Genomic DNA, 22,752 nt, shown 5'->3' on the forward strand with positions numbered 1-22,752 from the left:
TGGAGGCTCGCGCTCGCGAGGGAATGCCGGTTGATCCGGATTGTGCGAAGCGTCTAGGATTTCGCATCCCACGCTCGCGCAGGAGTTCCTATGTGTCGCAGTCTTCGCCCTCTGCTCTACTGCCTCTTGCTCTCGGTGCCTGTCGGCTGCGACGCCGCGCCGGACGACAAAACGCCGCCGCCGGCGGTCGACCCGGAGCTGACGAACGAGGACACGGATGACGATGGCATCAGCGACGCGCAGGAGGGGCGCGACGAGGCGGTCGACACGGACGACGACGGCGTGCCGGATTTCGAGGACACCGACTCGGACGACGACGGCGTGTCCGATGAGGTCGAGGGCGCCCTCCGCCTGGGGCAAACCGGGCCGCCTGACAGCGACAGCGATGGCGTGCCCGATTTTCGCGACGAGGACTCCGACAACAACGGTCGCCCCGACGGAGAGGACGGCGAGGACGACCTCGACGGCGACGGCAGGGCCGATTACGCGGACCTCGACGATGACGGTGACAGCCTCTTCGACAAGGACGAGCTGGGAGCGGACCCGCTCGACCCGGTGAATACCGACGGCGACAGGTGGCCTGACTTCCGCGACACCGACTCCGATAAGGACGGCATCCTGGATCGGTTCGAGCGACATCTCGACGCCGACCGCGATGGGATCCCGGCGTTCCGGGATCTCGACTCGGACGATGACTGCCGGCCCGATTCGGTCGAGCGGGGCGAGGGCGAGCGCGAACATCCGCCCATCGACAGCGACAACGACGGCGGGGGCGATTTCTTCGATCTGGACAGCGACAACGACGGCCTCCTCGACCAGCTCGAGGACGTCAACTGCGACGGCGTGCTCGACCCGGGCGAGTCCAGCATCGCGAGCGAGGACACGGACGAGGACGGCGTGAGCGACCTCATCGAGCACTCCGCCGGCACGAACCCGAACGACGACCTGGATAACCCGCAGGCCAACGGGGACTTCGTGTTCGTCGTGCCCTATCGGGCCGATCCGGATCCGGCGCAGGACACGCTCGATTTCTCGACCAACATCTCGCAGGCCGACGTGGTGTTCGCGATGGATACCACCGACTCGATGGACGATGTGATCGCGAGCTTGAGGGAGAGGCTCCAGGAGATCATCGAGCAGCTCGCCGAGGAGATCCCGAGCATCGGCCTCGGGGTGACTCACTACAGGGACTTTCCGAGCCGTCCGTACGGGGAGTTCACCGATCGGCCGTTCTATCTGCAGCACCGGGTGATGAGCGTCCTCACGCCGGAAGGGCGGGAATCGGTGCAGTCCGCGGTGAACTCCCTCTCGGCCGCGGGTGGCGGCGATATTCCGGAGAGCGGCTGGGAGGCTCTCTATCAGATCGCCACCGGGGTGGGCACGAACGCGGGAGGCTCCAGCGTGCCTGCGTTCAACCCGATGACCGCGCCGCCGAGCGCGATCCCGGCAGGCGAGTCGGTCGGAATCCTCGGCGGTGTGGGCTTCCGCGCCGGTTCGCTGCCCATCGTGGTGATGATCTCCGACGCGCCGAGCCACAACGGGAGGATGGTGGAGTACAACTACTCGACGCACTCGTCACCGGACTACACGCAGGCGCTGAACGCGGTGACCGGCCTGGGCGGCCGCCTCATCGGCATGGTGACGACCTCCGACGAGAGCGAGGCGACGGCCGAGTTCACGGCCGGCGCGCTGGCGACGGGCTCGGTGGTTCCGCCGACGGCGTGGGGGCCTGAGGGCAACCGCCCGGCGGGGTGCGCGGTCGACCAGTGCTGCACCGGCGCGGACGGGAGGGGCGTGGCGGCCGCCCACGGCAAGTGCCCGCTCGTGTTCCAGGTCGCCAGCAGCGGCGCCGGCCTGAGCCTGGCTGTCGTGCAGGCGATCAAGGTGCTCACGACCTACATCACGCTCGACATCTCGGCGGCGGAGCAGGACGACGAGACCGACTCGGTCGACGCCGTGAGCGCGTTCGTCGACAGGATCATCGCGAACAACATGGCTCCGGAGCCCTGCACCTCCGACCTCAGGGTCGTGGACAGGAACCTCGACCGCGTCGCGGACACCTTCGCCAACGTGTTCCCGGGGCCGACGGTCTGCTTCGACGTGATCCCGAAGGTCAACGTCTCGGTGCCCCCGACGACGAAGCCGCAGGTGTTCACGGCGAACATCGTCGTCACCGGCGACGGCGTGACCACGCTGAGCACCCGCAAGGTCTTCTTCCTCGTTCCGCCGGAGATCCCGGAGCCCCCCATCCAGTGACGAGCGGCCGGCGCTCGCCGGCACGCGCCCGGAGCCGCCGAGCGGTCGCCCTGGCGGCGCTCTCGAGGCCGTTCGTGGCCCGCTTCTGGTACATCACGGTCATGGTCGAAGGCTCGGTCAGCGGGGGGGGCCGGGCGCCCGGGGAGACCCGCGGCGCGGCGCTCTGGGAGCTCGCGCGGCTCTTCTTCCGGCTGGGCGCCACGGCCTTCGGCGGCCCCGCGGCCCATGTCGCGATGATGGAGGACGAGGTGGTCCGCCGGCGCGGCTGGATGACGCGCGAGGACTTCCTCGATCTCTACGGTGTGACGAACCTGATCCCGGGACCCAGCTCGACCGAGCTCGCGATCCACATCGGGCACCGCCGTGCCGGCTGGGCGGGGCTGCTCGTGGCCGGCGCGTGCTTCATTGTCCCGGCGGCGCTCATCACGCTCGGGTTCGCGTGGGGCTATGTCCGGTTCGGCGCCGTGCCGGAGATGTCGGCGCTCCTCTACGGGGTGAAGCCGGTGATCATCGCGGTGGTGGTCCAGGCGCTCTGGGGTCTCGGCCGCGCCGGCTTGCGCTCGAAGCGCTCGATGGGCCTCGCGGCGCTCTGCGCGGGCGCGAACCTGCTCGGCGTCCACGAGCTCGCGGTCCTGGCCGGCGCCGGCGCGCTCGCGGTGGCGCACCGGCTCGCGGCCGGGCGTCCTGCGGGCCCGTCTCCCGGCGTGGCGGCCTTTGCGGTCCCGCTCGTCGGGGGCGCCGCGACGGCCGCGGCCGCGGCCGTCCCGTTCGGGCTCCTGCCCCTGTTCCTGTTCTTTCTCAAGGTGGGCTCGGTCCTCTTCGGGAGCGGCTACGTGCTCCTCGCGTTCCTCCGCGCGGACCTCGTCGAGCGATACGGGTGGATGACCGAGGCGCAGCTGCTCGACGCGGTGGCGGTCGGCCAGGTGACGCCCGGTCCCGTCTTCACGACGGCGACGTTCATCGGATATCTCCTTGGCCGCGTCCCGGGCGCTCTGGTCGCCACGGTGGGCATCTTCCTTCCGGCGTTCTTCTTCGTCGCGCTGAGCGGCCCGCTGATCCCCCGCCTCCGCCGTTCGGCCGTGGCCTCGGCCTTCCTTGACGGCGTGAACGCGGCGTCGCTCGCGCTGATGGCGGTCGTCTCCTACCGCCTCGCCCGCGCGGCGGTGGTCGACTGGCTCACCGGCGCCCTGGCCCTCGTCGCGGCGCTCCTCCTCGTTCGTTACCGCGTGAGCTCGCTCTGGCTCATCCTGGCCGGCGCGGCGCTCGGCGTCCTCTCCGTTCATCTCTAGAACGCCGATCGCATTGAAATTCCGCTAAAATCGACTCATGGGAAGAGGGGCGCAAGGGGCGCAAGGGGGGAGAAGAATATCATTCTATCTCTGTTCCCTTGCGCCTCTCGCCCGCGATCCTCTATCTGGCCGGCGATCGTACGGAGACGGGCTCCTCCGCGGCCACCAGCGTCGACCCGGCCCCGAGGTAGAACGCGTTGCCTCGCCAGGCGACCCGCCGGCTCGAGCAGGCGTTCAGCCAGCAGAAGAACCAGCACAGCGTCCGCAGCGGCTCCGCCGCCACAAGCGTCAGGTTGAAGCGCGCCGGCCGCAGCGCCCTCAGGGCCAGGAAACTCCCCAGGCTCTGCAGCGCCCAGGCGAACAGCCAGATTTCCAGGGCGAAGCGCGTCGGGCTGAGGAGCAATGTCAGCCAGGCGATGAGCAGCGGCGAGCTGAACGGCTCCGCCGCGAAGCAGCGAGGAACGAGCGCGCGCCGCATCTTCGCCCAGCGGGTGTGCCGATCCAGCGTGCGCATGAGCGAGCCGCTCGTATTGCGGTTCTCGACCGGATCCAGGCAGAGGTCGACAACGAACCCGCGCGCGCTGAAGCGCTGCCCGAGCACGTCGTCCTCCGCCAGCACGCTGGCCACGCTCTCGAACCCGCCCACCCGCTCGAGATCGATCCGCCGCATCGCCATCGACTTGCCCACGCTGATCGACCGCCCCGCGAGCTCGGCGGCGGCGACGACTCCGGGCGCGATGAACGCCCCGAGCTGCGCGTTCTCGACCACCGCGCCGAGCGTGCGCTCCCCCGTGCCCACGACCAGGCTCGAGACGAGCCCCACGCCGGGCCGCATCAAGCTCGACAGCAGCGCATGGAGGTAGTCCGGGCGGACACGCACGTTCGCGTCCGAGATGACGAGGACGCTGCCCTCGGCCCTGCGCGCGAGCTCGAGGAGCTGCGCCACCTTCGGGTTCAACGCCTCGCTCGGATCCGTCAGGCAGAGCCGCGCCCTCACCTCGGGGTGCGCCGCGATGAAGGCCTGGATCACCGGCACCGCCGGGTCTTCACGGGAGGCGACGCCGAAGACGAGCTCGTAACAGGGGTAATCGAGGTGAGCGAAGGACTCGAGGTTGCCGGCGAGCTCGTCATCGACGCCGGCGACAGGCTTGAGGACGCTGACGACCGGGGTCGCCGCGAGCGGCCGCGGCGCGCCGCGCGGCGCCTCGAGCCGACGCCGGCCGATCCTCCAGAGGAAGGAGGCCTGAAGCGTCGCGTAGAGGGTGGATGACAGCGCCGTCGGCGCGACCGTCGCCAGAGCTCCCCAATCCATGGATGGCGATGCTGACCGAGGCGCGTGGCGCCTCGATGGCCGGACCGCAAATCCAGCGCTGCCTTTTCGCGACCGGGGCGTGACAGGACCTCACCGCGCCCCCTGCCGCCTGGGAGCGACTCCCCACGACACGCCGCGGATCCCCCGGCGACGTCGCCCTTCACCGGAGGGACCGTCGCCGACCCACGCGCGCCGGGCCGTGGCGAGCGGGGCCGTGCGGCCGGGCAGCGTCAGCCCATGCGGCCGATCAGCTCTCGCGTGATGTTCTTTTGATGGGACTCGAGCGTACCGCCGCCGATCTCGAGCAGCTTCGCGTCGCGGAAGAACCGCTCCACCTTGTACTCGGTGCAGTAGCCCCAGCCGCCGAGCACCTGCATGGCGTTGTCGGCCACCTCCTTGCCCACCGGCGCCGCGAAGAGCTTCGCCGCGTCCGTCCCGAGGCGGTTTCTCCGGTCGGGGCTGACGCCGCGGGCCACCGAGTAGATGAGGGCGCGCGCCGCCTCGGTCTTGGCGTAGCTCTCCGCGATGTAGCGCTGGATCTGCCCGTGCTCGGCGATGGGCTTGCCAAAGCTCCTCCGCTCTCCTGCGTACTGGATCATGATGTCCATGCAGCGATCCGCGATTCCGAGGCTCATGGCGGCCAGGGTGAGGCGCTCCAGCTCCAGGTTCCTCATCATGTTGCGGATCCCGCCCCCCTCCTGGCCCAGGACGTTCCGGGCGGGCACCACGCAGTCATCGAAGATGAGCTCGCTCATCGTGCTGGCGCGCATTCCCATCTTCGGCGTCTTCTCGTCCGTCGAGAACCCGGGGAACTCGCGCTCCACCACGAAGGTCGTGACCCTGCCCTCGATGGTCGCATAGACCAGGAAGATCCGGGCTTCGGGGGCGTTCGTGATGAGCGCCTTGCGCCCTTTCAGGATGAACCGATCCCCGTCGCGCCGGGCGAACGTCTTCATGCCGAGCACGTCTGTCCCGCTCGTGGGCTCGGTCATGCCCATCGCGCCGATCCACTCGCCGGAGAGCACCTTCGGCAGGTACCGCGCGCGCTGCTCGTCGTTGCCGGCGTGGAAGAAGTTGTTCACGAACAGCATCGCGTGGGCGAGATACGCGAGCGTGAACCCGGGGTCGCTCTTTGCGAGCTCGTGGTGGACGATCACGGCGGCGACCGCGTCCATGCCCGCGCCCCCGTACTCCGAGGGCACCGTCACGCCGAGCAGGCCGAGCTCGCCCAGCCGCTGCATCAGGGGGATGTTGAGGGTCGCGCTCCGGTCGTGCTCGTCGGCCTGCGGCTCGACGACCTCACGGGCGAAATCCCGCACCATTTGCCGCAGCATCCGGTGCTCTTCCGTCGGGTTTTCCAGATCGCTTTCCATGGTGGAGGAGGACGCGCTCATCGCCGCCCAACGTAGCACGTGGAAGCGCGCACCCGCGACGGCGTGGCACGCGATTCGCTTCATCCCTGGACGAACCCTCTCGAAAGGGGCCGAATGAAACACTGGACCGATATGGTGCTCTGGGGCGTGGCCCTAGTGTCGCTGATGATCTGGCTGCTCGCCGTGCTCGCCGTGCGGCCCATGAACGACTGGATCCACGTGCTCCTGGTGATCTCCGCCGCGTTCGCCGTGACCGGGTTGCTCCGGCAGATGCCCGCGCGGCCGCGGCGCTGAGCCGGCGGGCGCCGCGGGCGCCGGCGGCGGCGACTCCCTCTCTGTCGCCGCCGGCGCGGGCCCGTCCTGGCAGCAGCGGACGCCGGTCGAGTAATCGAGGTAGCTCCTCGGGTGGGCCGTGATGAGCGCCTCGCAGCCGGACCGGGTCGAGCGCGCGTAGAAGCCGCCGGCGAACGCGCCGCCCGGCTCGTCCACCCACTCATCGAGGTTGCCCACGAGATCGTAGACCGCGTCGCTGCCCCAGCGGCTCCTGCACCGGGGGCTCCCGCCCGTCTCGCGCAGCAGGGGCTCTCGGGCGCTGCGCACGCGGTTCAGCCGGGGGTCCAGGTGGCCGATCGACGCGTTGCCATGGAGCAGGGAGGCGGGGTGCGCTGGCCGGAAGACATTGCACGCGCCCTCCTCGAACGTGTCGCCGTACGGGTACAGGGTGTCGTCCTCGCCGCGGCACGCCGTGACGAACTCCTCGACCGAGCAGAGCCGCTTGCCCGCGGCGGCGCAGGAGCTCTCGGCGACGAGGCCGGTCGCGTAGCCGCTCGGCCGCGCCCCGGACCGGGAGCGGGCCAGGGCGGCGATCGTCCGGCCGCGCTGCCAGCCGGGGAGCAGGGGCAGCGGGAAGGCGCGGGCGTGGACGTCGCCGATCCGCCGCCGGCCGGTCGACCACTCGGCGAGCGTGAGCTCGAGGAGGTTCGGGGTCGACGGGTAGTCGGGCGAGAGCGCCTGTCCCGTGGCGCCGTCGACGAGCATCGCCTCGAAGCGATCGATGCAGAAGCGGCCGCCCTCGATGGCGACCATGTCCGCGGGGCACGCGGGCGCGGCCGGCAGCGCGGGGGCGGGCGCCTCTGTCGGCTCTCCCGCGGCCGGGCGCACCGCCGCGACCGCGCTCTCGGGCAGCGCGGGGCGCGCGACGCCCGCCTCGGCCTGCGCGTCGAGGCCGTTCACCGCGCTCCCGAACCACCGCAGGCTGCCGTCGGCGGCCCAGACGACGTCGCCCACCACGCAGGCGCCGGGGGCGGCGAGCTCCGGCACGGTCACGAAGGCGCCCGGCGAAGGCGCCGGGACCGCGCGCCGCGCCGGCTGCCCGTCGACGCAGAGCGCGCCGGTGTCGTCCTCCGGCCACGGCTGCGACGCGAGCTCCGCGCCGTCGTCGTCCAGCCAGACCACGTGGCGCCGGGCCGCGTCGCTGAGCAGCGCGCCCCCCTCGGGCAGGGCGACGAGCCGCACCGCGAGGTCGCCCTCGGCGAGCGGCAGCGACGTCTCGCGCGCCGCGCCGGGCCGGCCGAGCGCGTCGATCGAGAGCGCCACGACCCTGCGCGGATCCGCGGCGCTCACGCCGGCGACGAGGGCCCCGCCGCCCCGGCGCTCGCACGCGTCGAACCCCGCGCGCACCGGCGACGCGATCGCGACGGTGGGCGCCGCGGGGCCTGCGGCGGCGGCGTGGGGCGCCGCGGGGCCTGCGGCGGCGGCGTGGGGCGCCGCCGGCGCGAGCGCGCCCGGCCCGGCGAGCGCGCCCGAGGCGTCGATGCCGGTGATCTGGAGCCGATCGCCGAGCACCTCGAGAAAGAGCCCCCGCTCGCGCCCGCCGACGAGCGCCGTGCCGCCCTCGTGGGCGCGCCCCCGCAGCGCGGGCACCACGAAGGGCTCGGGCACGAGCCGCACGACGTCGGTCCTCGCGAGCCACCAGGACGCTCCGATGCGCGCGGCGCGCCGCCTGTCGGCGGGGCGCTCCGGCTCGCCGACCGGCGTGCCCGGCGCGCCCCCCGGCGGCGCGGCGCCGATCCCGTCCGGCGCCGTCGCCGCCGAGATCGGCCCGCGCGGGTCGAGCCGGTGGAGCTGCCCCGCGGCGAAGGCGAGCCCCTCGCCGTCGGTCGCGAGCGCGCCCCACGCGATGCGCGCGCGCCGCGCCGGGAACGGGTCCGGCTCGCGGCGCGGCTGCCCGTCGGCGCGCGACGCCGAGAAGAGCTCGCCGGAGGTCGTCTGGAAGTAGGCGCGATCTCCCGCCCACGCGGCGAGCCCCGGGTCGTACGCCGGCTGCCCTGTGGCGCGCCGGGCGCCGCTCGCGGCGATGCGCGCGAGCGCGTCGATCTCGGCCGGCGCGAGCGGGGTCGCGTCGGCGAGGCGCGCCGGATCCACGGCGCAGACCGCCCTGGGCGCGGCGCCGGCGGGGAGCCGCTGGAGCGAGGGCGCGACGCGCGTCGCCTGGCAGGCCCCGTTGCGGCCGGTGACGTCGACGACCACGGCGCCCGCGCTTGCCGTCACGAGGCGCGGATCCAGGTGGCCGCGCAGCGTGCCGTAGTCGAGATCCCCCTCGGCCACGACGGCGCGCCGGCTCGGGTCGAGCTTGCCGTCCTCTCCGAGCGACGCGAAGGCGATCTGCGCGCTCCCGAGCCATGACGTGCTCGTCTTCTTCGCGCTCGCCGCGTAGTAGAGCAGATCGAGCGCGCCCGGCCTCCCGCCGGCGTCGATGAGCCCCATGCCGTCGAGCGGCGGCCGGAACCGGAGCCCGGTGGGCGACGACGTGGCCGCGATCCCGCCGGCCGGCGAGATCCAGCGGACCCGCACCTCGACCTCGGGCAGCGGGTCCGGCCGCTTCGGCCGGGGCGCCGCGCGGGGGTCCTTCCTGGGCCGGCCTTCGCGCCCTCGATCCGCGCCGCGCTTCTTCTTCGCGACCGCCGCGCCGCGCGCGCCGGTCGTCTTTTCGGGTCGGCTCGCCGCGGGCGTCTTGCGGGCCGGCGCCTTGCGGGCGGTCTTCGCCGGGGCGGGGCGCTGGCGCGCCGCGCGCTGCGCCTTCGCGGTGCCCCTGTCGCGCTTCGCGGGATCGGCGATCTCGAGCTCGATCAGCGCGACGCGCTCGCCCACGGCCGCCGCCGCGTGCGCGCGGGCTCTCGCGCACGAGCGGGACGCGGCCGAGGTCTCGCCGGGGAGGAACGCCGTCGCGCAGATCTCGCCGTCCTTCGAGGTGAGCAGCGTGGTGCTCCCGCCGGGCGAGGAGAGGGCGCCGGCGAGGTCCTCGTCGACGAGCGGGAGCGGCGGCCCGAGCTCGCCGGTCGCGGCGTCGAGGCGCCGGACCCAGCCGGACCGGTCCGACGACGCCTTCGAGAGGAACAGCACCGAGCGGCCGTCGAGCGACGGCTCGATGAGGAACGGGAGGGGCTCGACCTCGGGTGCGCCGACCGGCGTGCGGCCCGGGGGAGCCGAGCTCGCGAGGGCGGTCGCGGGAGCGCCGGTCGCGGGCGCGCTTTCCGGGGCCGGGGCCGGGCTGCTGCCGGGCGCGTGCACCGCGGCGCCGGTCTGTGCGGTCGAGTCCCGCAGAACGCCGCCGGAGCACGCCCCCGCGCCGCAGGCGAGCGGCACGAGCAGGGCAGGGATCACGGATCGGAGGGAGAGGGGGGATCGGGGACGTCGCATCCTTCGCACGCTCGGCCTCTCTCGCGGCTCGGCCGCTCGGGGCGGCGGCCGAGCCTAGAGGCGAGCAGGCAGAAACCCGAGGAAAATCATAACGGGAGGCGTGGAATCGGGGAGGAACGACGACGATCTCGCTGTCTCGAGGCTGCGGCGGCGCGTGGGGGACGCCGGCCGGCGTGCGGCGGGGCGTGGGGGGACGCCGGCCGGCGTGCGGCGGGGCGTGGGGGGACGCCGGCCGGCGTGCGGCGGGGCGTGGGGGGACGCCGGCCGGCGTGCGGCGGGGCGTGGGGGGACGCCGGCCGGCGTGCGGCGGCGGGTAGTGGGGTCATTTGAACATGAAGGCGGGAAGACGGGAAGAAAATCATCAATGATCTTCCCGCCTTCATGCGACATCTCTCTGGGCAAATGCCCCCACCACCCGGCGGCGCGTGGAAAGCGTGCTGCCGCCTTGCCGGGTCATTGCGAGCTTGGTAGTCGGATCTTATGGGAAAAGCCGCATTTCTCGCCCGCCGGCTCACGCCGAGCGGGTGCATCATTGCAGGTACCAAGCTCGCCGCTCACCGGGAGGCCTTGAAATCGAAGAAGATCAAGCTCGCTGCCAAGGTCGACGCAGCGGTCCAGTTCGTCATTGTGTCCACCGAGGCCCTCGAGGCGCTCGGGAGCATCGACGCCACGATGGTGGAGATCGATCGCGGCACCGACCGGTGCATCGGAGGGTTCAGCAGCCAGCTCGCCAGCATCGAGCGCGTGTTCGATCACGACGCCATCCTGCCGCTGACGGATGACGAGGCGGCGCGCCGTCGCGACGCGCTGCTGGTGCGCTCGGAGGTGCTGTCGTCGGGCACCGACTTCATCCGTCTCGTCTACTCCCAGCAGTGGGTGCGCATGAGCGCGATGATCAAGGCGCTCGACGGCAAGGACGTGAAGGCGGCGGTCGAGCGCCTCGGCCTCTCGGCCGAGGTAGGCCGCCTGCAGCGCTGGACGGAGCTGTACGGCAAGAAGCTCGGCGTCACCGAGGCGAAGGCCGCGGATCCGGCCGTCAAGGCGATCGAGGTGTGGCACGAGGCCTACGGCACGCTCCTGGTCCGGGTCCATGCCGAGTACGACGACGACAAGGACGAGACACACGCGCTCCTCCGCGACCGGCTGCTCTCGCCGTACGAGGACGCGGCGGAAGAAGAGCGGCGCGCCGAACAGCGCGCCCGCGCCGCCAGCGCCAGGAAGAGGGCCGAGGCCGAGCCTGAGCCGATCGGATAGCGCTGCTCCTCGCATGCCCGCCGGCAGGCGACCGGGCCTCCCCTTCATCGCGCGAGGACGACGCCGTTCGCCGGTCACCTCGCGACACCGCCGCAGTCCCAATCCCAGGTGACATCTCTCTCAGGTTCGGGGGAAATGTCGGCGGTCAACCTCGTGCATTCTTTTTCGGCTCCGGCGCACGATTTCTCAACAATCCGGGGGACCTTCCCGGAAATAGTATGGATGGCGACGGATGACGACGGATGACGGAGGAGGGAGCTCCGCTCATGTCCGGCCCGCTCCTCCTCCGCCACCGGATCCGGAGGATGAAACGCGCCGCGCTGTCGCTCGCCGCATCGCTCTTCCTGGCGGCGCCCGTGGCGCTCGCGCAGGTCGCGCCGCGCGGCGCGCGCCTGTCCTACACGCGGGGGCCTGGCACCGCGGGGTGCCCCGAGGAGCCGAGCCTCCGGCAGATCGTCGCGAGCCAGCCCGTTCGACAACGAAGAAGCGATCGAAGAAGAAGAAGGAGCGCGCCGCGCCGACCATTCTGGCGGAGACGAGCGGTGTGCCGAGCGCCGCGCGCTCCGAGGTGCCACCCCAAGGGCCGCGCGCCGCCGCGACGAGCCTCGGCGACGGCGTGGTGCGGCCCGTGTTCGCCCGTATCGACTGGGCGTCGCTTCTGAAACGCGTCTATTTGGAAGATGTGCTCGCGTGTCCATGCGGCGGGCGCCGGTGTGTGATCGGCGACATCACGCAGCCCGAGGTCATCACCGCCATGCTCACGGCCCTCAAGCTGCCCACCGAGGCGCCTCCCATCGCGCGGGCGCGCGACCCAGCGGAGCTCGAGGCGGCGTAGGGCGCGAGCGGGCGCAGGAGCACGGTGCGACGGGATGCCACGCGAGGGCCAACGTGTGCCCGCGTGGTCCGGTTCGTGCGCGAGGGGGCGGGGAGCGCCGCCGGGGCGGTCCCTCGACGCGGGTGCGGAGGTCGCCGGTGGGCGGGTGGCGGCGCGGGATGGACCTTGCTCGTCCTAGACGCTCGGCGGGAACGCCGCGCCGGCCAGGTGATCCAGGAGCGCGGGAGGGGGGGCAGTTTTACTGTCGTAAGGGGGTCAGAAGTTACTGTCGCTTGACAGGGCGTGTGGGTTCCAGCCAGGAACGCCACGTCGGCCATCAGGGACAGACCGCCGTAGAGTTCATTGTGTTGCAGCCAATGGCGAGGCCTCCAGTCACCTCCGCTCCGGATCCGTTGTTGCGATTGAAGAAGTTCAGCGCATAGGACGCGTTGCTGTCGCCCGAATTAGATACAAGGCCCTCAAAACCGTTGCTTATTACCCGATTCTGGAGCACGAGGCCTGAGCTTATGTCAAGGCCGTACTGGCCGTTTCCCCGAATGGTCGAGCGCGAGACCTCGACATCCCCGCCACCCGAGGTGCCCCTCACCCCGCTCAAGAGGTTGCGGACGATCGTGCTCCGCTCGATAGAGGCGTTGGTTGATAGCACCACCCCGTGGCCCCCGTTCTGCGCGACGATGAGATCGTAGAGGCGCGCGTCAGCGCCGGTCGAGACGCCGTGGCTGCCGAAGCCCTCGATTCGGCCTCCGTAGGCCCGGCCCCTGCTTCCAAGATTCAGCCCGACGCCAGTCAGCGTGCCCGAGCAGCTGGTCACGGGTTCGCCGGTGCAGACAACCGGCCCACGGATCGCGAAACCGTTCAGGTCGAGGGATGAACCAGCGATCAACGTGACGCCGGTCTGTCCGGAGGGCACGACGAGGTCCGAGCTCAGAACATAGCTGCCCGGGGTTGTGAGTGTCACGGGAAACCCGGGCGCGTCGCCGGCGCCGCATCCGACCGCCGCACAAGCCGCGTCGATCGGGATCGCGCCATCATCGGCCAGGGCCGAGCTGGGCAAGAAAATTGCACTCGCAACGACCAGCGAAACCATCTTCATCGTTTTCACGTCTTGTCTCCTGCTGTAAGGCGGCCAGCAGTGGAGCACTAGTACGCCACAAAACAAATCGTGGAGCAGTATTTCGACGCTCGAGACATGCATCCTGCCGCGGTTGCATGGCCGCCCCTATGCGGAGCGCAGGATTAAGCCGAGCGGTGTGCCGAGCGCCGCGCGCTCCGAGGCGCCACCCGAAGGGCCGCGAGCCGCCGCGACGAGCCTCGGCGACGGCGTGGTGCGGCCCGTGTTCGCCCGTATCGACTGGGCGTCGCTTCTGAAACGCGTCTACTTGGAAGATGTGCTCGCGTGTCCATGCGGCGGGCGCCGGCGTGTGATCGGCGACATCACGCAGCCCGAGGTCATCACCGCCATCCTCATGGCCCTCAAGCTGCCCACCGAGGCGCCTCCCATCGCGCGGGCGCGCGACCCAGCGGAGCTCGAGGCGGCGTAGGGCGCGAGCGGGCGCAGGAGCACGGTGCGACGGGATGCCACGCGAGGGCCAACGTGTGCCCGCGTGGTCCGGTTCGTGCGCGAGGGGGCGGGGAGCGCCGCCGGGGCGGTCCCTCGACGCGGGTGCGGAGGTCGCCGGCGGGCGGGTGGCGGCGCGGGATGGGCCTTGCTCGTCCTAGCCGCTCCTGCCGCTGACGGATGACGAGGCGGCGCGCCGTCGCGATGCGCTGCTGGTGCGCTCGGAGGTGCTGTCGTCGGGCACCGACTTCATCCGTCTCGTCTACTCCCAGCAGTGGGTGCGCATGAGCGCGATGATCAAGGCGCTCGACGGCAAGGACGTGAAGGCGGCGGTCGAGCGCCTCGGCCTCTCGGCGGAGGTAGGCCGCCTGCAGCGCTGGACGGAGCTGTACGGCAAGAAGCTCGGCGTCACCGAGGCGAAGGCCGCGGATCCGGCCGTCAAGGCGGTCGAGGCGTGGCACGAGGCCTACGGCACGCTCCTGGTCCGGGTCCATGCCGAGTACGACGACGACAAGGACGAGACGCACGCGCTCCTGCGCGACCGGCTGCTCTCGCCGTACGAGGACGCGGCGGAAGAAGAGCGGCGCGCCGAACAGCGGGCCCGCGCCGCCAGCGCCAGGAAGAGGGCCGAGGCCGAGCCCGAGCCTGAGCCGATCGGATAGCGCTGCTCCTCGCATGCCCGCCGACAGGCGACCGGGCCTCCCATTCATCGCGCGAGGACGACGCCGTTCGCCGGTCACCTCGCGACACCGCCGCAGTCCCAATCCCAGGTGACATATCTCTCAGGTTGGGGGGAGATGTCGGCGGTCAACCTCCTGCATTCTTTTTCGGCTCCGGCGCACGATTTCTCAACAATCCGGGGGACCTTCCCGGAAATAGTATGGATGGCGACGGATGACGACGGATGACGGAGGAGGGAGTTCCGCTCATGTCCGGCCCGCTCCTCCTCCGCCGCCGGATCCGGAGGACGAAACGCGCCGCGCTGCCGCTCGCCGCATCGCTCTTCCTGGCGGCGCCCGTGGCGCTCGCGCAGGTCGCGCCGCGCGGCGCGCGCCTGTCCTACACGCGGGGGCCTGGCACCGAGGGGTGCCCCGAGGAGCCGAGCCTCCGGGGGATCGTCGCGAGCCAGCTCGGCGGGGTCGACCCGTTCGTGCCCGACGGCGCGTGGCACGTCGAGGTGGTCATCCAGCGCAAGGGGCCGGCGTTCCAGGGAGAGATCGCGCTTCATGACCGCGATGGCCGGGAGCTCGGCCGCCAGGAGCTCTCGAGCCCGATCTGTGGCGTGCTCGTGGAGGACATCGGCCTCTCCCTCAGCGTCGTCATGCGCCCGTTGCTGCCACCACGGCCTGCACCGGGGAGCGCTTCCACCTCGCCGCCCTCAGGGCCGCAGCCCCCGTCGGCGCCGGGGGACGCCGCTCCACCCGTCTCGCCGGACCCGCCGCCCAGGGCGCCGGCCTCGAAGCCGCCCCACCCGGTCGCTGCGCCGGCCCGACCCGTTCCGCGCCCGAGGCCGCCGCCGGATCGCCCGCGGCTGCAGCTGGGCGCCGGGGTGCTGCTCGGCGCCGGCGTGGCGCCGTCGGTGGCGGTCGGGTTCTCGGGGTTCGCCGGCGCTCGCTGGGAGAGGTTCTCGCTCTCGCTGGAGGCCCGCGGGGATCTTCCGATCGACGGCGAGCCCTACCGCGGCTGGACCATCTCGGCGCTGAGCGGCTCGCTCGTTCCCTGCGGTCACGCGGACTGGTTCTTCGGCTGCGCCGTCGCCACGGCAGGCGGGGTGTGGCACGCCCGGGAGAGCACCGGCAGGGAGCGCGCGCTGCCCTACGCAGCGCTCGGGCTTCGTGCGGGGCTTGAGGTGCCGCTTTCGGCCCGCCTCGCAGCGCAGCTCACGGGCGACCTCTCGATCAACACAGTCCGGCCGTCCTATCGTTTGCTCCATGGAGCAGGGTGGAAGGCGGCGCCCGTCTCGGAGGCATTGGCGCTCCGTCTGGTCGCTTTCTTCTGAACCTCCGTGCGATTTCGCGAAGCATCGGACGCGCCCGAGGGAGCTATTCCCATGAGGCGGTTGCGAGCGCGTGCAGCACACGGGGGTCGCGGGCGCGCCCCTCACGGCCTGCCACCCCCACTGGCGAGGCCGCTGCTGCGCCCGGAACGAGCCGCTGGCTCAGGCCGGTATAGAACTGCGGTGACAGCAGAACGTCGCCGCCGCGGTCGGCGCGATGCTGCCGACCGGTTCGCCGCCGAACGGTTCGCATTGTCCGGGATCGAGGTTCACGACGCTCACCGACTTGCTTCCGAGCGCCGTGCCTGGCGTGATGGTACCGCAGAACGGTGCGTCGCCAGTGCCCACCACACCCGCCACGACGAGCTGCGAGCACCCTTCGTCTCTGAACGCGGAGGCCAGGACGCTGCAGGTCGCTCCGGTGGGCTCGGTGCAGCCGCAAGGCGCGCAGGCGCGTGTGTCCTTGACGCCGGCGAAGAAGACGTGCCGGTCCGGGTACATGGCGGGGCAGTCCTGCTCTCCCTCGTGGTGGATGCACGTGAGAAACCCCTCCGGCGGCGCGGCGTCGCCGATCGGCGGTGCCGGCGTGCAGGTCATGCCCGGATCCGCGCACGGGGGGGACGCGTTTCCGGTACACGCCCGGGCGACGAGCGTGAAGCTCCCAGCGTTGGCGGGCTCGTCGGGGTTCTCCGGCGCCTCCGCGACCCTCGGTGCGCAACCTGCGGAAACGACGCGAGGCGCCTGGATCGCGAGCGACTGCACGCACGGGGTGCCATCGCAGCTCCGCCCGGCCTCGACGGCGTTCGCCGAGGTGCAGGTCCCGTCCCAGCCATCCGGGGCAGCGAACGAGATCGCCGGAGCCTCGGGGCCGCCGCAAGGGAAGCTGGCGTAGGCATTCCATTCCGCGGGCACCTCGCACGTCGCCTCCGGCGGATCGCACGCGCACGCGGGGCACTGGTGCGGGGCCGGATCCGCGAAATCCGCGTAGCCCTCGTAGCCGACGATCGGCGCGGTCGCAGGGCAACTCGGCACGCCGTCGGGGGAGCCGATCCAGAGCAGCGCCGGCTCGGACCACCCGAGCGGCTCCTTCGGTACGCACTGCCCTGCGCAGACCTCTGCCGCCGGGATCAGGTCGCCGAAATCGGGCGCGATGGCGACGTCCTTGTCGTCCTCGGCCGCGCAGTCATCGCCGCCACCGCCGCCATCGCCGCACCCGCCAGCTCCGCCGGCGTCGGGGGGCTCGAGCACCTCACAAGGCGTTCCCTTGGGTCCCTGGTCCTCATCATACGGGCACACGTACGAGGTCGGCGTCCCGCATCCACCGGACGCGACCCCGATCCCGAGCCCGAGCGTGCTCGCACAGCAAACCGCCACGATCCCACGCCGCCAACGTCGCGCCCGCGTTGCCATCGCCTCTCCTCATGAACTGCGGCGCTGTCGAGGGCGCGCCGAGGTAAGTGCGGCCACGTTACCAGGGAACCTCAGGGCGCCGCCAGACCAAACCCGGGGCAGACCACCTCCGATTCGATCGCATTACCAAGAGCGAGATATCTTTCTCATCTTTCGCCAGGCGACCGCCCGCGTTGCCCCTCATGAGGGAGCCGAGCTGTCCGCGTCGTGCGCCCGTCCTCCAGGCTGCCGCCGGAACGAGCGCTCTGGCGTCCGACGGGACGCGCACAGGCCGATTTTGCAGCGAGAAGCGGGGCCGTTCCGGAAACCGCTCCGATGAAGACCCCGTTGCCGAACCCGCCCCGGCGGGAGGGCCGCCGCCTATCCTCCGATACGCCCGGATCCCGGACGCGCCGCCGCGCACGCAGCGCGCCGCTCGACGTCTTCCACGTCGCTCCGATCTGGATCACTCGCTTCGTCCGCCACCCCGCAAGCTGGCGCTCCCAGGAGGGCAGCCACGGCCGGGGCGATCCTGCTGCGCGGAGCCACCTCCGGCGCAACGGTGAGCGTTGCGCGGGAGTTACAGCGCGAACGTCATGCCAGGGTGTCTGCCCCGCCTGCCCCGCACGAGGGGCGAGCGGACCGAGCGAGGTGCGGCGCCAGGAGTCCGCCTGGCCGTGCGCCCCCATCAGCAGACGAGGGGAGCCAGGCGCGGTCTGGTGCGCGGTGACCTTCTCTTATCGCGCTCCAGACCGTCCTCGGACGAGGTGACGCCGCCGCACCTTTCCGCATCGTGAGACTGAACTAGACTCCGGGCATGCCTCACCCGGATCAGCCCCTCACCAACGACGACGACGAAGAGCCTCTGCTCAGCGAAGAGGACGAGGATCTGCTCGATTGGGCAACCATGACCACGGTCTACGCCGCCGGCTACATCCGCATCCTCGCCGACGCGATCGAGCGCGGCGACGCCGAGCTCCAGGTGGATCCCGTGGCGTGGGAAAACACCCTGACCGCCGCCGAGGGGGCGATGGTGGAGCAGATGCGCGGTCGCCTGCACGGGCCTACGGCCATCACCGCGGAAGACATCGAGCGGATGCGGCGACTCCGCGAACTGGGTTCCGCTGCGCTCTCGGGCGGTGAGCGGTCGCCCGAGCTCGGCCCGCTCGCTCTTCGATCCATGGGGTCTCTGTTCGGACCGGACTGGCAGCGCGCGGCGCAGAAAGCCGCGTTCTGCGCGCGCGCTCTCAATCAGGAGTTCCACCCTCGTAGCTGCACCTAACGGGAGCTCCGGCGATGAACACACAGATGTCTCGGTTTTTGTGCGACCGACGCAAGCAGCGGGCCCACGTCCGTGGAGTGGGACGGTGCCATGCGGAAGGGAGCATCGAGTGTCCACTCTGGGTTTGAAGGACGAGGAGAGTCCGCAGTAGTCGACATCGGCCGGGGGGTGTGCGTTGGCGAAGAGCTCGCCGCGCAGAACGGAGGCCGGCTCCGGCGCCCCAAGATGACGCGGGCCCGTCGATTGTTCAGCGAGAAGCAGGGCAGTCCCGGAAACCGCTCCGATGAAGACCCCATTGCCGATCCCTCCCCGGCGGGAGGGCCGCCGCTTGTCCTCCGATGCGCCGGGATCCCGGACGCGCCGCCGCGCACGCAGCGCGCCGAACGAGGCGCTCCATCCGGTGGTCTCGCCGTCGATCGAGGCCCTCTGGGCCGAGCGACCGTTCGTCGCCCTCCTGCTCCGCTCCCTCCGCGTTCCCGCCCGCGACCGAGCGGATCTCCTCCAGACGGTGCTCCTCGGCGCCTGGGAAGCCATCCGAGTATGCAGGTACCGCCCGGACCCGCTGCGGCACCCGCGCCACGCGGTGCGCGCCTGGCTGCACGGCATCGTTTGGCGCCAGGTGTCCCATTACCGCGAGAGCGCCTACGTCCGCCGCGCGATCCTGTGCGGCGCGCCCCTCGCGCTCGACGGCCAGGCGCATGTCGAGATCGAGGGCGAGCTCCTCGCCCGCGCCGCGCTCCGCGAGGTCGCCGCGCTCTCCGTGGGCCATCGCGAGGTCCTCCTCGCGGCGGCCGGGCGCCTCAGCCTCGTGGCCTGGGCACGAGCGGGCGGCATGAACCCCCATTCAGCCGCCAGCCGGCTGCGTTGTGCCAGGAGGGCGCTGGCCGAGAGGCTCGCCTCGCCGAGGCTGCCGTTCAGTGAGGGCGCCGTTCTGTGACACTGCCGCCGGGGTGAGGCCTCCGCTCGGTACCCGCTCGGCCGGTCGTGTCGCGCCGGTGTACGATTTCGCAACGATCCGGGCGGTCTCGCCGGACTACCTATCCATGAAAGAGCCCCGAACACGCCCAGCGCCCTCGCCTGCGTCCGACCCGGCGCCTGCGCCTGCACCCGCCCCGGAGGCGGCGCCTGCGCCCGCCGCGGAGATGACGCCCGCGCCCGACCCAGAGCCCGCTGCTGCACCCGATCGGGATCCTGCGCCGGCCATCGGGGCGTCCCCGCGGCCCTCGTTCGAGGAGGTCTACCAGACCTTGTTCCCGTACGTCCTCGTGGTGCTCTGGCGGCTCGGCGTTGCGTCTCGGGATCTTCACGATGTCGCTCACGAGGTGTTTCTCGTCGTTCACCGGCGCCTCAAGGACCACGATCCTCGCCTGTCGCTCAAATCGTGGGTCGCGGGCATCAGCGCGCATGTCGCCCTTCGCCACCGGCAGCTCGCCCGGAACCAGCGGGAGCTGCTCGCGCTCGACGATGCCGAGCCCATCGAGCTCGCGGACCCCGGGCTCGACGCGGAGCGCCGGGTCGCACAGGCCGAGACGCAGCGTATCGTCCGCGAGCTCATCCAGCGCATCGAGAGCGAACGACGAGCGGTGTTCGTGCTCTACGACCTCGAGGGGAGCGACATGCGCGATATCGCGCAGGCCCTCCAGATCCCCGTGAACACCGCGTGGGATCGGCTGAGACGCGCCCGCAACGAGTTCACGGCCGCGGTCAAACGGCTCTCCGCGCGGGACCCGGACGCGCTCGGTCTTCGTGGCCTGCGCTTCGCCCTGGCGCCGTTCGCGCTGGCCGACAGACCCATGCTGCTCGATGCAGGCGGGATCCGGGCTGACCTTTCGCAGGAGCTCGCCGGACCGCTGTGGGCGCGGCTCCACCGGTCGCTCGCCTCGACCGGAGGGCTGGGCCGCGGCACGGACGGCCTCTCCGGGAGCCCGGCAGCACAGCCCCATGCAGCTGCCTTCTCGCCCGACCGGCGCCGTCCCGGGAACGCGGTGGAGGCCGCCGGCGCCACCGGGGAGAAGTGCACGCCGCCGGTCATCTCGATCGCGCGATCCAGGCTCATCAAGGCAGGTGCGTCTCTGTTCCTCGGGGGAGCCGGGGTGGGCGCCGGCGTGCTCTATGCCGCGCTCCCGCCTGCTGCGGCGCCGGTGGTGTTCGTCCGCGCCGAGGTCGAAGGCGCCGCTCCCGAGCGAGCCGAGCGCGCCGCAATCGGGCGCGGCGAGCGCGCCGCGGGCGGGCTCGCCACGGCCGACGCCGTCGTGAACGCTGGACCCCCGGCGGCCGTGGACGTGGCGGTCGGGGCGCCGTCACGCGCCCCCTCCCGCAAGGCGGCTCCGCCCGGCGAGCACGACACGACCGAGGAGAGCGCCTTGCTCAGCAGCGCCGGCCTCGCGCTCAGCGAAGGAAAGGCGACCGAGGCGCTCGACGTGCTGGCCCTGCATGAGCGGAACTATCCGCGCAGCCCGAGAGCCCAGCAGCGCGAGGCGCTGGCCATCCAGGCCCTCGTCCAGGCCGGGCGGCGCGCCGACGCCGGCGCGCGAGCCGAGCGGTTCCGCGCGGCGTTCCCTGACGCCATGTTTCTCCCCGCCATCGAGGCGGCCATGAACGGCCCATGAGGGCCCAGGCTCGCTGCCTCGGGCGAAGGCGGACGTTGGCCCGCCTTTGACGGAAGAGGGCGGCGAGGATCTCTTCCTGGAGCGGGCTAAGCTGGCCTTTTCTCAAGCAATCCCTCCATGCAGCCCGACCGGGCAGCTCCAGCCCGCCCGACCGGCCGCGCTTGAGGCCGCCGCGGCAGCTCATGCTCCGGCAGCGCTCGCCGGTGTCGTCCTCGTCCGCGTGGTGGCCTCGCTGCGCGGCAGGGCGTGCAGCGCGGTGCCGGTACCCGCCGGCAGGATGCGCGCCTCGAGATCCCGCCAGCCGGCACGGCACCTGCAGCGCAGCAGCGCTGAGCGACTCGCGCGAGCAGGATTGCCGAGCCGGCGTTCGCCGCCCGATCCAGGCCGGCCGGGAAAACCCCAGGAGCCCGTCCGATCGGATCGGGCGCCGGCCCGCGCAGCCCGCTCAACCCGGGTCGATGTCGCGCGGGGCGGGGAACCGACCTGCGCCAGAGCCCACCAGGAGGCCTCCATGAACGCGTCGATTCACCGCATGCACGTAACTCTGGGCGCCGTCGCGCTCCTCGCGCTCGCCTCCGGGTGCGGCGGCGAGCGGCGGCCGGCCCAGCCGATCGGCAGGACGCCAACGTTCGAGTCCGAGGCGCCCTACGCCGCCGAGCCGCAGCCGTACTCCGCCGATCAGCGTCCGCCGGGCGCCGCGCCGGAGCGCGCGCCGGAGCCCCGCCGGGACGAGCTCGGTCGGCGCCCCACCGAGCCCACCGAGGAGGACCGGACGCACCACGGGGCCGCGGGCGGCCTGGACGAGCACGAGGTCTGCGAGGAGATCTCGGCGTCGACGAGCGTCACCGCGGAGGATATCCCGGGCGGCGTGCAGATCGTGATGACGCCGAGCCCCGGCGCCAGCGCGACGTCGCTCGACATGCTCGCTCGCCGGCTCGACGCGCACCTCGGCGCGCTCCGCCAGGCGGGGCAGCAACCGTCGGAGGACCTCGTGACGCGCTGCCGCCTGTTCGACATGGCCCGCATGGGCGCGCGCGGCAGGGTCGTCGAGGCGGCGGACGGGCTCCGCGTGCTCTTCACGACCGACGACGCCGCGAGCGTCTCGACCCTCCGCGAGCAGGCGCGCCAGTTCGTCGAGTCCGCTCGCGAGGGACAAGTCCGGTAGGGCTGTCGACCGCCGCGGGGGCGCCGCCGGCCGGGCTCGGGCCGTGCAGGTGGCGCTCGACCGGTCGTGGGGCGCGGGCTAGCCTGTGGGGGCGCGGGCTAGCCTGTGCCTGAAGGGTCCCCACGATGAGCAAGAAGCTGGATGAAGAGTTGGCTCAGGCGCTGTCTCTGGTGGAGCAGCAGGACACGCCCGCGGTGGTGAAGCCCGCCGCGGCGAGCCCGCCGAACAAGCCGCGCGCGTCGCGCAGCCTCGGCCTGCTCGCGACGCTGCTCGTCATGGTGGGCGCGCTCGTCTCCCTGTTCCTCGTCGGCTTCAAGGAAGCGGCCGTCTACGCGACGCCGGTCGATCAGCTGCTCGCCTCGAAGGAAAAGCTCGCCGGCCGCAAGGTCCGCGTCGAGGGCGAGCTCGTGCCCGGCACGCTGGCCAAGCGCGACACCCCCTGCGAGTACCGCTTCCAGATCCACGGCACGCAGGCGCCGCTGCCGGTGCGCTACGCCCAGTGCGTCATTCCCGACACCTTCCGCGATGTTCCGAGCGGCGGCGTCCAGGTGACCGTCGAGGGCACGCTCCAGCAGGACGGCAACTTCGAGGCGAGCCTCGTGATGGCGAAGTGCACCTCGAAGTACGATCCCAACTCGCACGAGATGAAGGGCGGCGCCGCGGCCGTCGAGGGGCCGCTCTCGCTCAAGTGAGCGGACGCGCCCGTCCGCTGCCCCTGCGCCCGCGCGCGGCGCA

The 22,752-nt window shown here is 72.1% G+C and carries 17 protein-coding genes; 12 read left to right on the plus strand and 5 right to left on the minus strand.

Features of this window, described 5'->3' with window-relative positions:
- Nucleotides 1–90 precede the first annotated feature (90 nt).
- Nucleotides 91–2,256: a VWA domain-containing protein gene (locus WME75_RS46460; protein ID WP_437484926.1), complete on the plus strand. Its 2,166-nt coding sequence runs from the start codon at nucleotides 91–93 to the stop codon at nucleotides 2,254–2,256.
- A gap of 101 nt (nucleotides 2,257–2,357) precedes the next feature.
- Nucleotides 2,358–3,545 (plus strand): chromate efflux transporter, encoded by a 1,188-nt coding sequence (gene chrA / locus WME75_RS46465; protein WP_437484928.1) that lies wholly within the window; start codon nucleotides 2,358–2,360, stop codon nucleotides 3,543–3,545.
- 121 nt (nucleotides 3,546–3,666) lie between these two features.
- Here chrA and WME75_RS46470 read toward each other — a convergent pair whose 3' ends face one another.
- The 3 genes from WME75_RS46470 to WME75_RS46480 form a co-directional block, all read right to left on the minus strand.
- Nucleotides 3,667–4,857, minus strand: coding sequence for a glycosyltransferase (locus tag WME75_RS46470; protein ID WP_437484930.1), 1,191 nt, complete (start codon nucleotides 4,855–4,857; stop codon nucleotides 3,667–3,669).
- A gap of 230 nt (nucleotides 4,858–5,087) precedes the next feature.
- Nucleotides 5,088–6,251: an acyl-CoA dehydrogenase family protein gene (locus tag WME75_RS46475; protein WP_437484932.1), complete on the minus strand. Its 1,164-nt coding sequence runs from the start codon at nucleotides 6,249–6,251 to the stop codon at nucleotides 5,088–5,090.
- A 132-nt stretch (nucleotides 6,252–6,383) separates the two neighbouring features.
- Nucleotides 6,384–9,893 carry a hypothetical protein gene (locus WME75_RS46480; RefSeq protein WP_437484934.1) on the minus strand — a complete coding sequence of 1,170 codons (3,510 nt, stop codon included), beginning with the start codon at nucleotides 9,891–9,893 and terminating at the stop codon, nucleotides 6,384–6,386.
- A 516-nt stretch (nucleotides 9,894–10,409) separates the two neighbouring features.
- On the opposite strand from WME75_RS46480, the gene WME75_RS46485 reads away from it, so the two are divergent.
- Entirely contained in the window at nucleotides 10,410–11,183 is a 774-nt protein-coding gene (locus tag WME75_RS46485) for a phosphoenolpyruvate--protein phosphotransferase (RefSeq protein ID WP_437484936.1), read from the plus strand.
- A 544-nt stretch (nucleotides 11,184–11,727) separates the two neighbouring features.
- Nucleotides 11,728–12,018, plus strand: coding sequence for a hypothetical protein (locus WME75_RS46490; protein ID WP_437484937.1), 291 nt, complete (start codon nucleotides 11,728–11,730; stop codon nucleotides 12,016–12,018).
- Between the two features lie 316 nt (nucleotides 12,019–12,334).
- On the opposite strand, the gene WME75_RS46495 is transcribed toward WME75_RS46490, so the two are convergent.
- Nucleotides 12,335–13,120: a right-handed parallel beta-helix repeat-containing protein gene (locus tag WME75_RS46495; protein WP_437484939.1), complete on the minus strand. Its 786-nt coding sequence runs from the start codon at nucleotides 13,118–13,120 to the stop codon at nucleotides 12,335–12,337.
- A 148-nt stretch (nucleotides 13,121–13,268) separates the two neighbouring features.
- Here WME75_RS46495 and WME75_RS46500 point away from each other — a divergent pair, with 148 nt between their 5' ends.
- The 3 genes from WME75_RS46500 (at nucleotide 13,269) to WME75_RS46510 (ending at nucleotide 15,575) form a co-directional block, all read left to right on the plus strand.
- Entirely contained in the window at nucleotides 13,269–13,559 is a 291-nt protein-coding gene (locus tag WME75_RS46500) for a hypothetical protein (protein WP_437484941.1), read from the plus strand.
- Between the two features lie 232 nt (nucleotides 13,560–13,791).
- Complete coding sequence (locus tag WME75_RS46505; RefSeq protein WP_437484943.1) at nucleotides 13,792–14,238, plus strand: hypothetical protein; 447 nt, start codon at nucleotides 13,792–13,794, stop codon at nucleotides 14,236–14,238.
- Between the two features lie 266 nt (nucleotides 14,239–14,504).
- Nucleotides 14,505–15,575, plus strand: a complete 1,071-nt coding sequence (locus WME75_RS46510) for a hypothetical protein (protein ID WP_437484944.1) — start codon at nucleotides 14,505–14,507, stop codon at nucleotides 15,573–15,575.
- A gap of 159 nt (nucleotides 15,576–15,734) precedes the next feature.
- Here WME75_RS46510 and WME75_RS46515 read toward each other — a convergent pair whose 3' ends face one another.
- Complete coding sequence (locus tag WME75_RS46515) at nucleotides 15,735–16,946, minus strand: hypothetical protein (protein WP_437484946.1); 1,212 nt, start codon at nucleotides 16,944–16,946, stop codon at nucleotides 15,735–15,737.
- Nucleotides 16,947–17,778: 832 nt separating this feature from the next.
- Between WME75_RS46515 and WME75_RS46520 the strand changes: the two genes are divergently transcribed.
- From WME75_RS46520 to WME75_RS46540, 5 genes are all read left to right on the plus strand, one after another.
- On the plus strand, nucleotides 17,779–18,243 hold the full coding sequence (locus tag WME75_RS46520) for a hypothetical protein (RefSeq protein WP_437484948.1): 465 nt from the start codon (nucleotides 17,779–17,781) through the stop codon (nucleotides 18,241–18,243).
- Between the two features lie 400 nt (nucleotides 18,244–18,643).
- Nucleotides 18,644–19,180, plus strand: coding sequence for an RNA polymerase sigma factor (locus WME75_RS46525; RefSeq protein ID WP_437484950.1), 537 nt, complete (start codon nucleotides 18,644–18,646; stop codon nucleotides 19,178–19,180).
- Nucleotides 19,181–19,286: 106 nt separating this feature from the next.
- A complete protein-coding gene (locus tag WME75_RS46530; protein WP_437484952.1) occupies nucleotides 19,287–20,852 on the plus strand; it encodes an RNA polymerase sigma factor in 1,566 nt (521 codons plus the stop codon).
- Between the two features lie 511 nt (nucleotides 20,853–21,363).
- Nucleotides 21,364–22,017 carry a hypothetical protein gene (locus tag WME75_RS46535; protein ID WP_437484954.1) on the plus strand — a complete coding sequence of 218 codons (654 nt, stop codon included), beginning with the start codon at nucleotides 21,364–21,366 and terminating at the stop codon, nucleotides 22,015–22,017.
- Nucleotides 22,018–22,142: 125 nt separating this feature from the next.
- Nucleotides 22,143–22,709 carry a cytochrome c maturation protein CcmE gene (locus WME75_RS46540; RefSeq protein WP_437484955.1) on the plus strand — a complete coding sequence of 189 codons (567 nt, stop codon included), beginning with the start codon at nucleotides 22,143–22,145 and terminating at the stop codon, nucleotides 22,707–22,709.
- Nucleotides 22,710–22,752: the final 43 nt, after the last annotated feature.

This window comes from Sorangium sp. So ce1014 (assembly GCF_051521505.1).
Classification (GTDB): Bacteria; Myxococcota_A; Polyangia; order Polyangiales; family Polyangiaceae; genus Sorangium.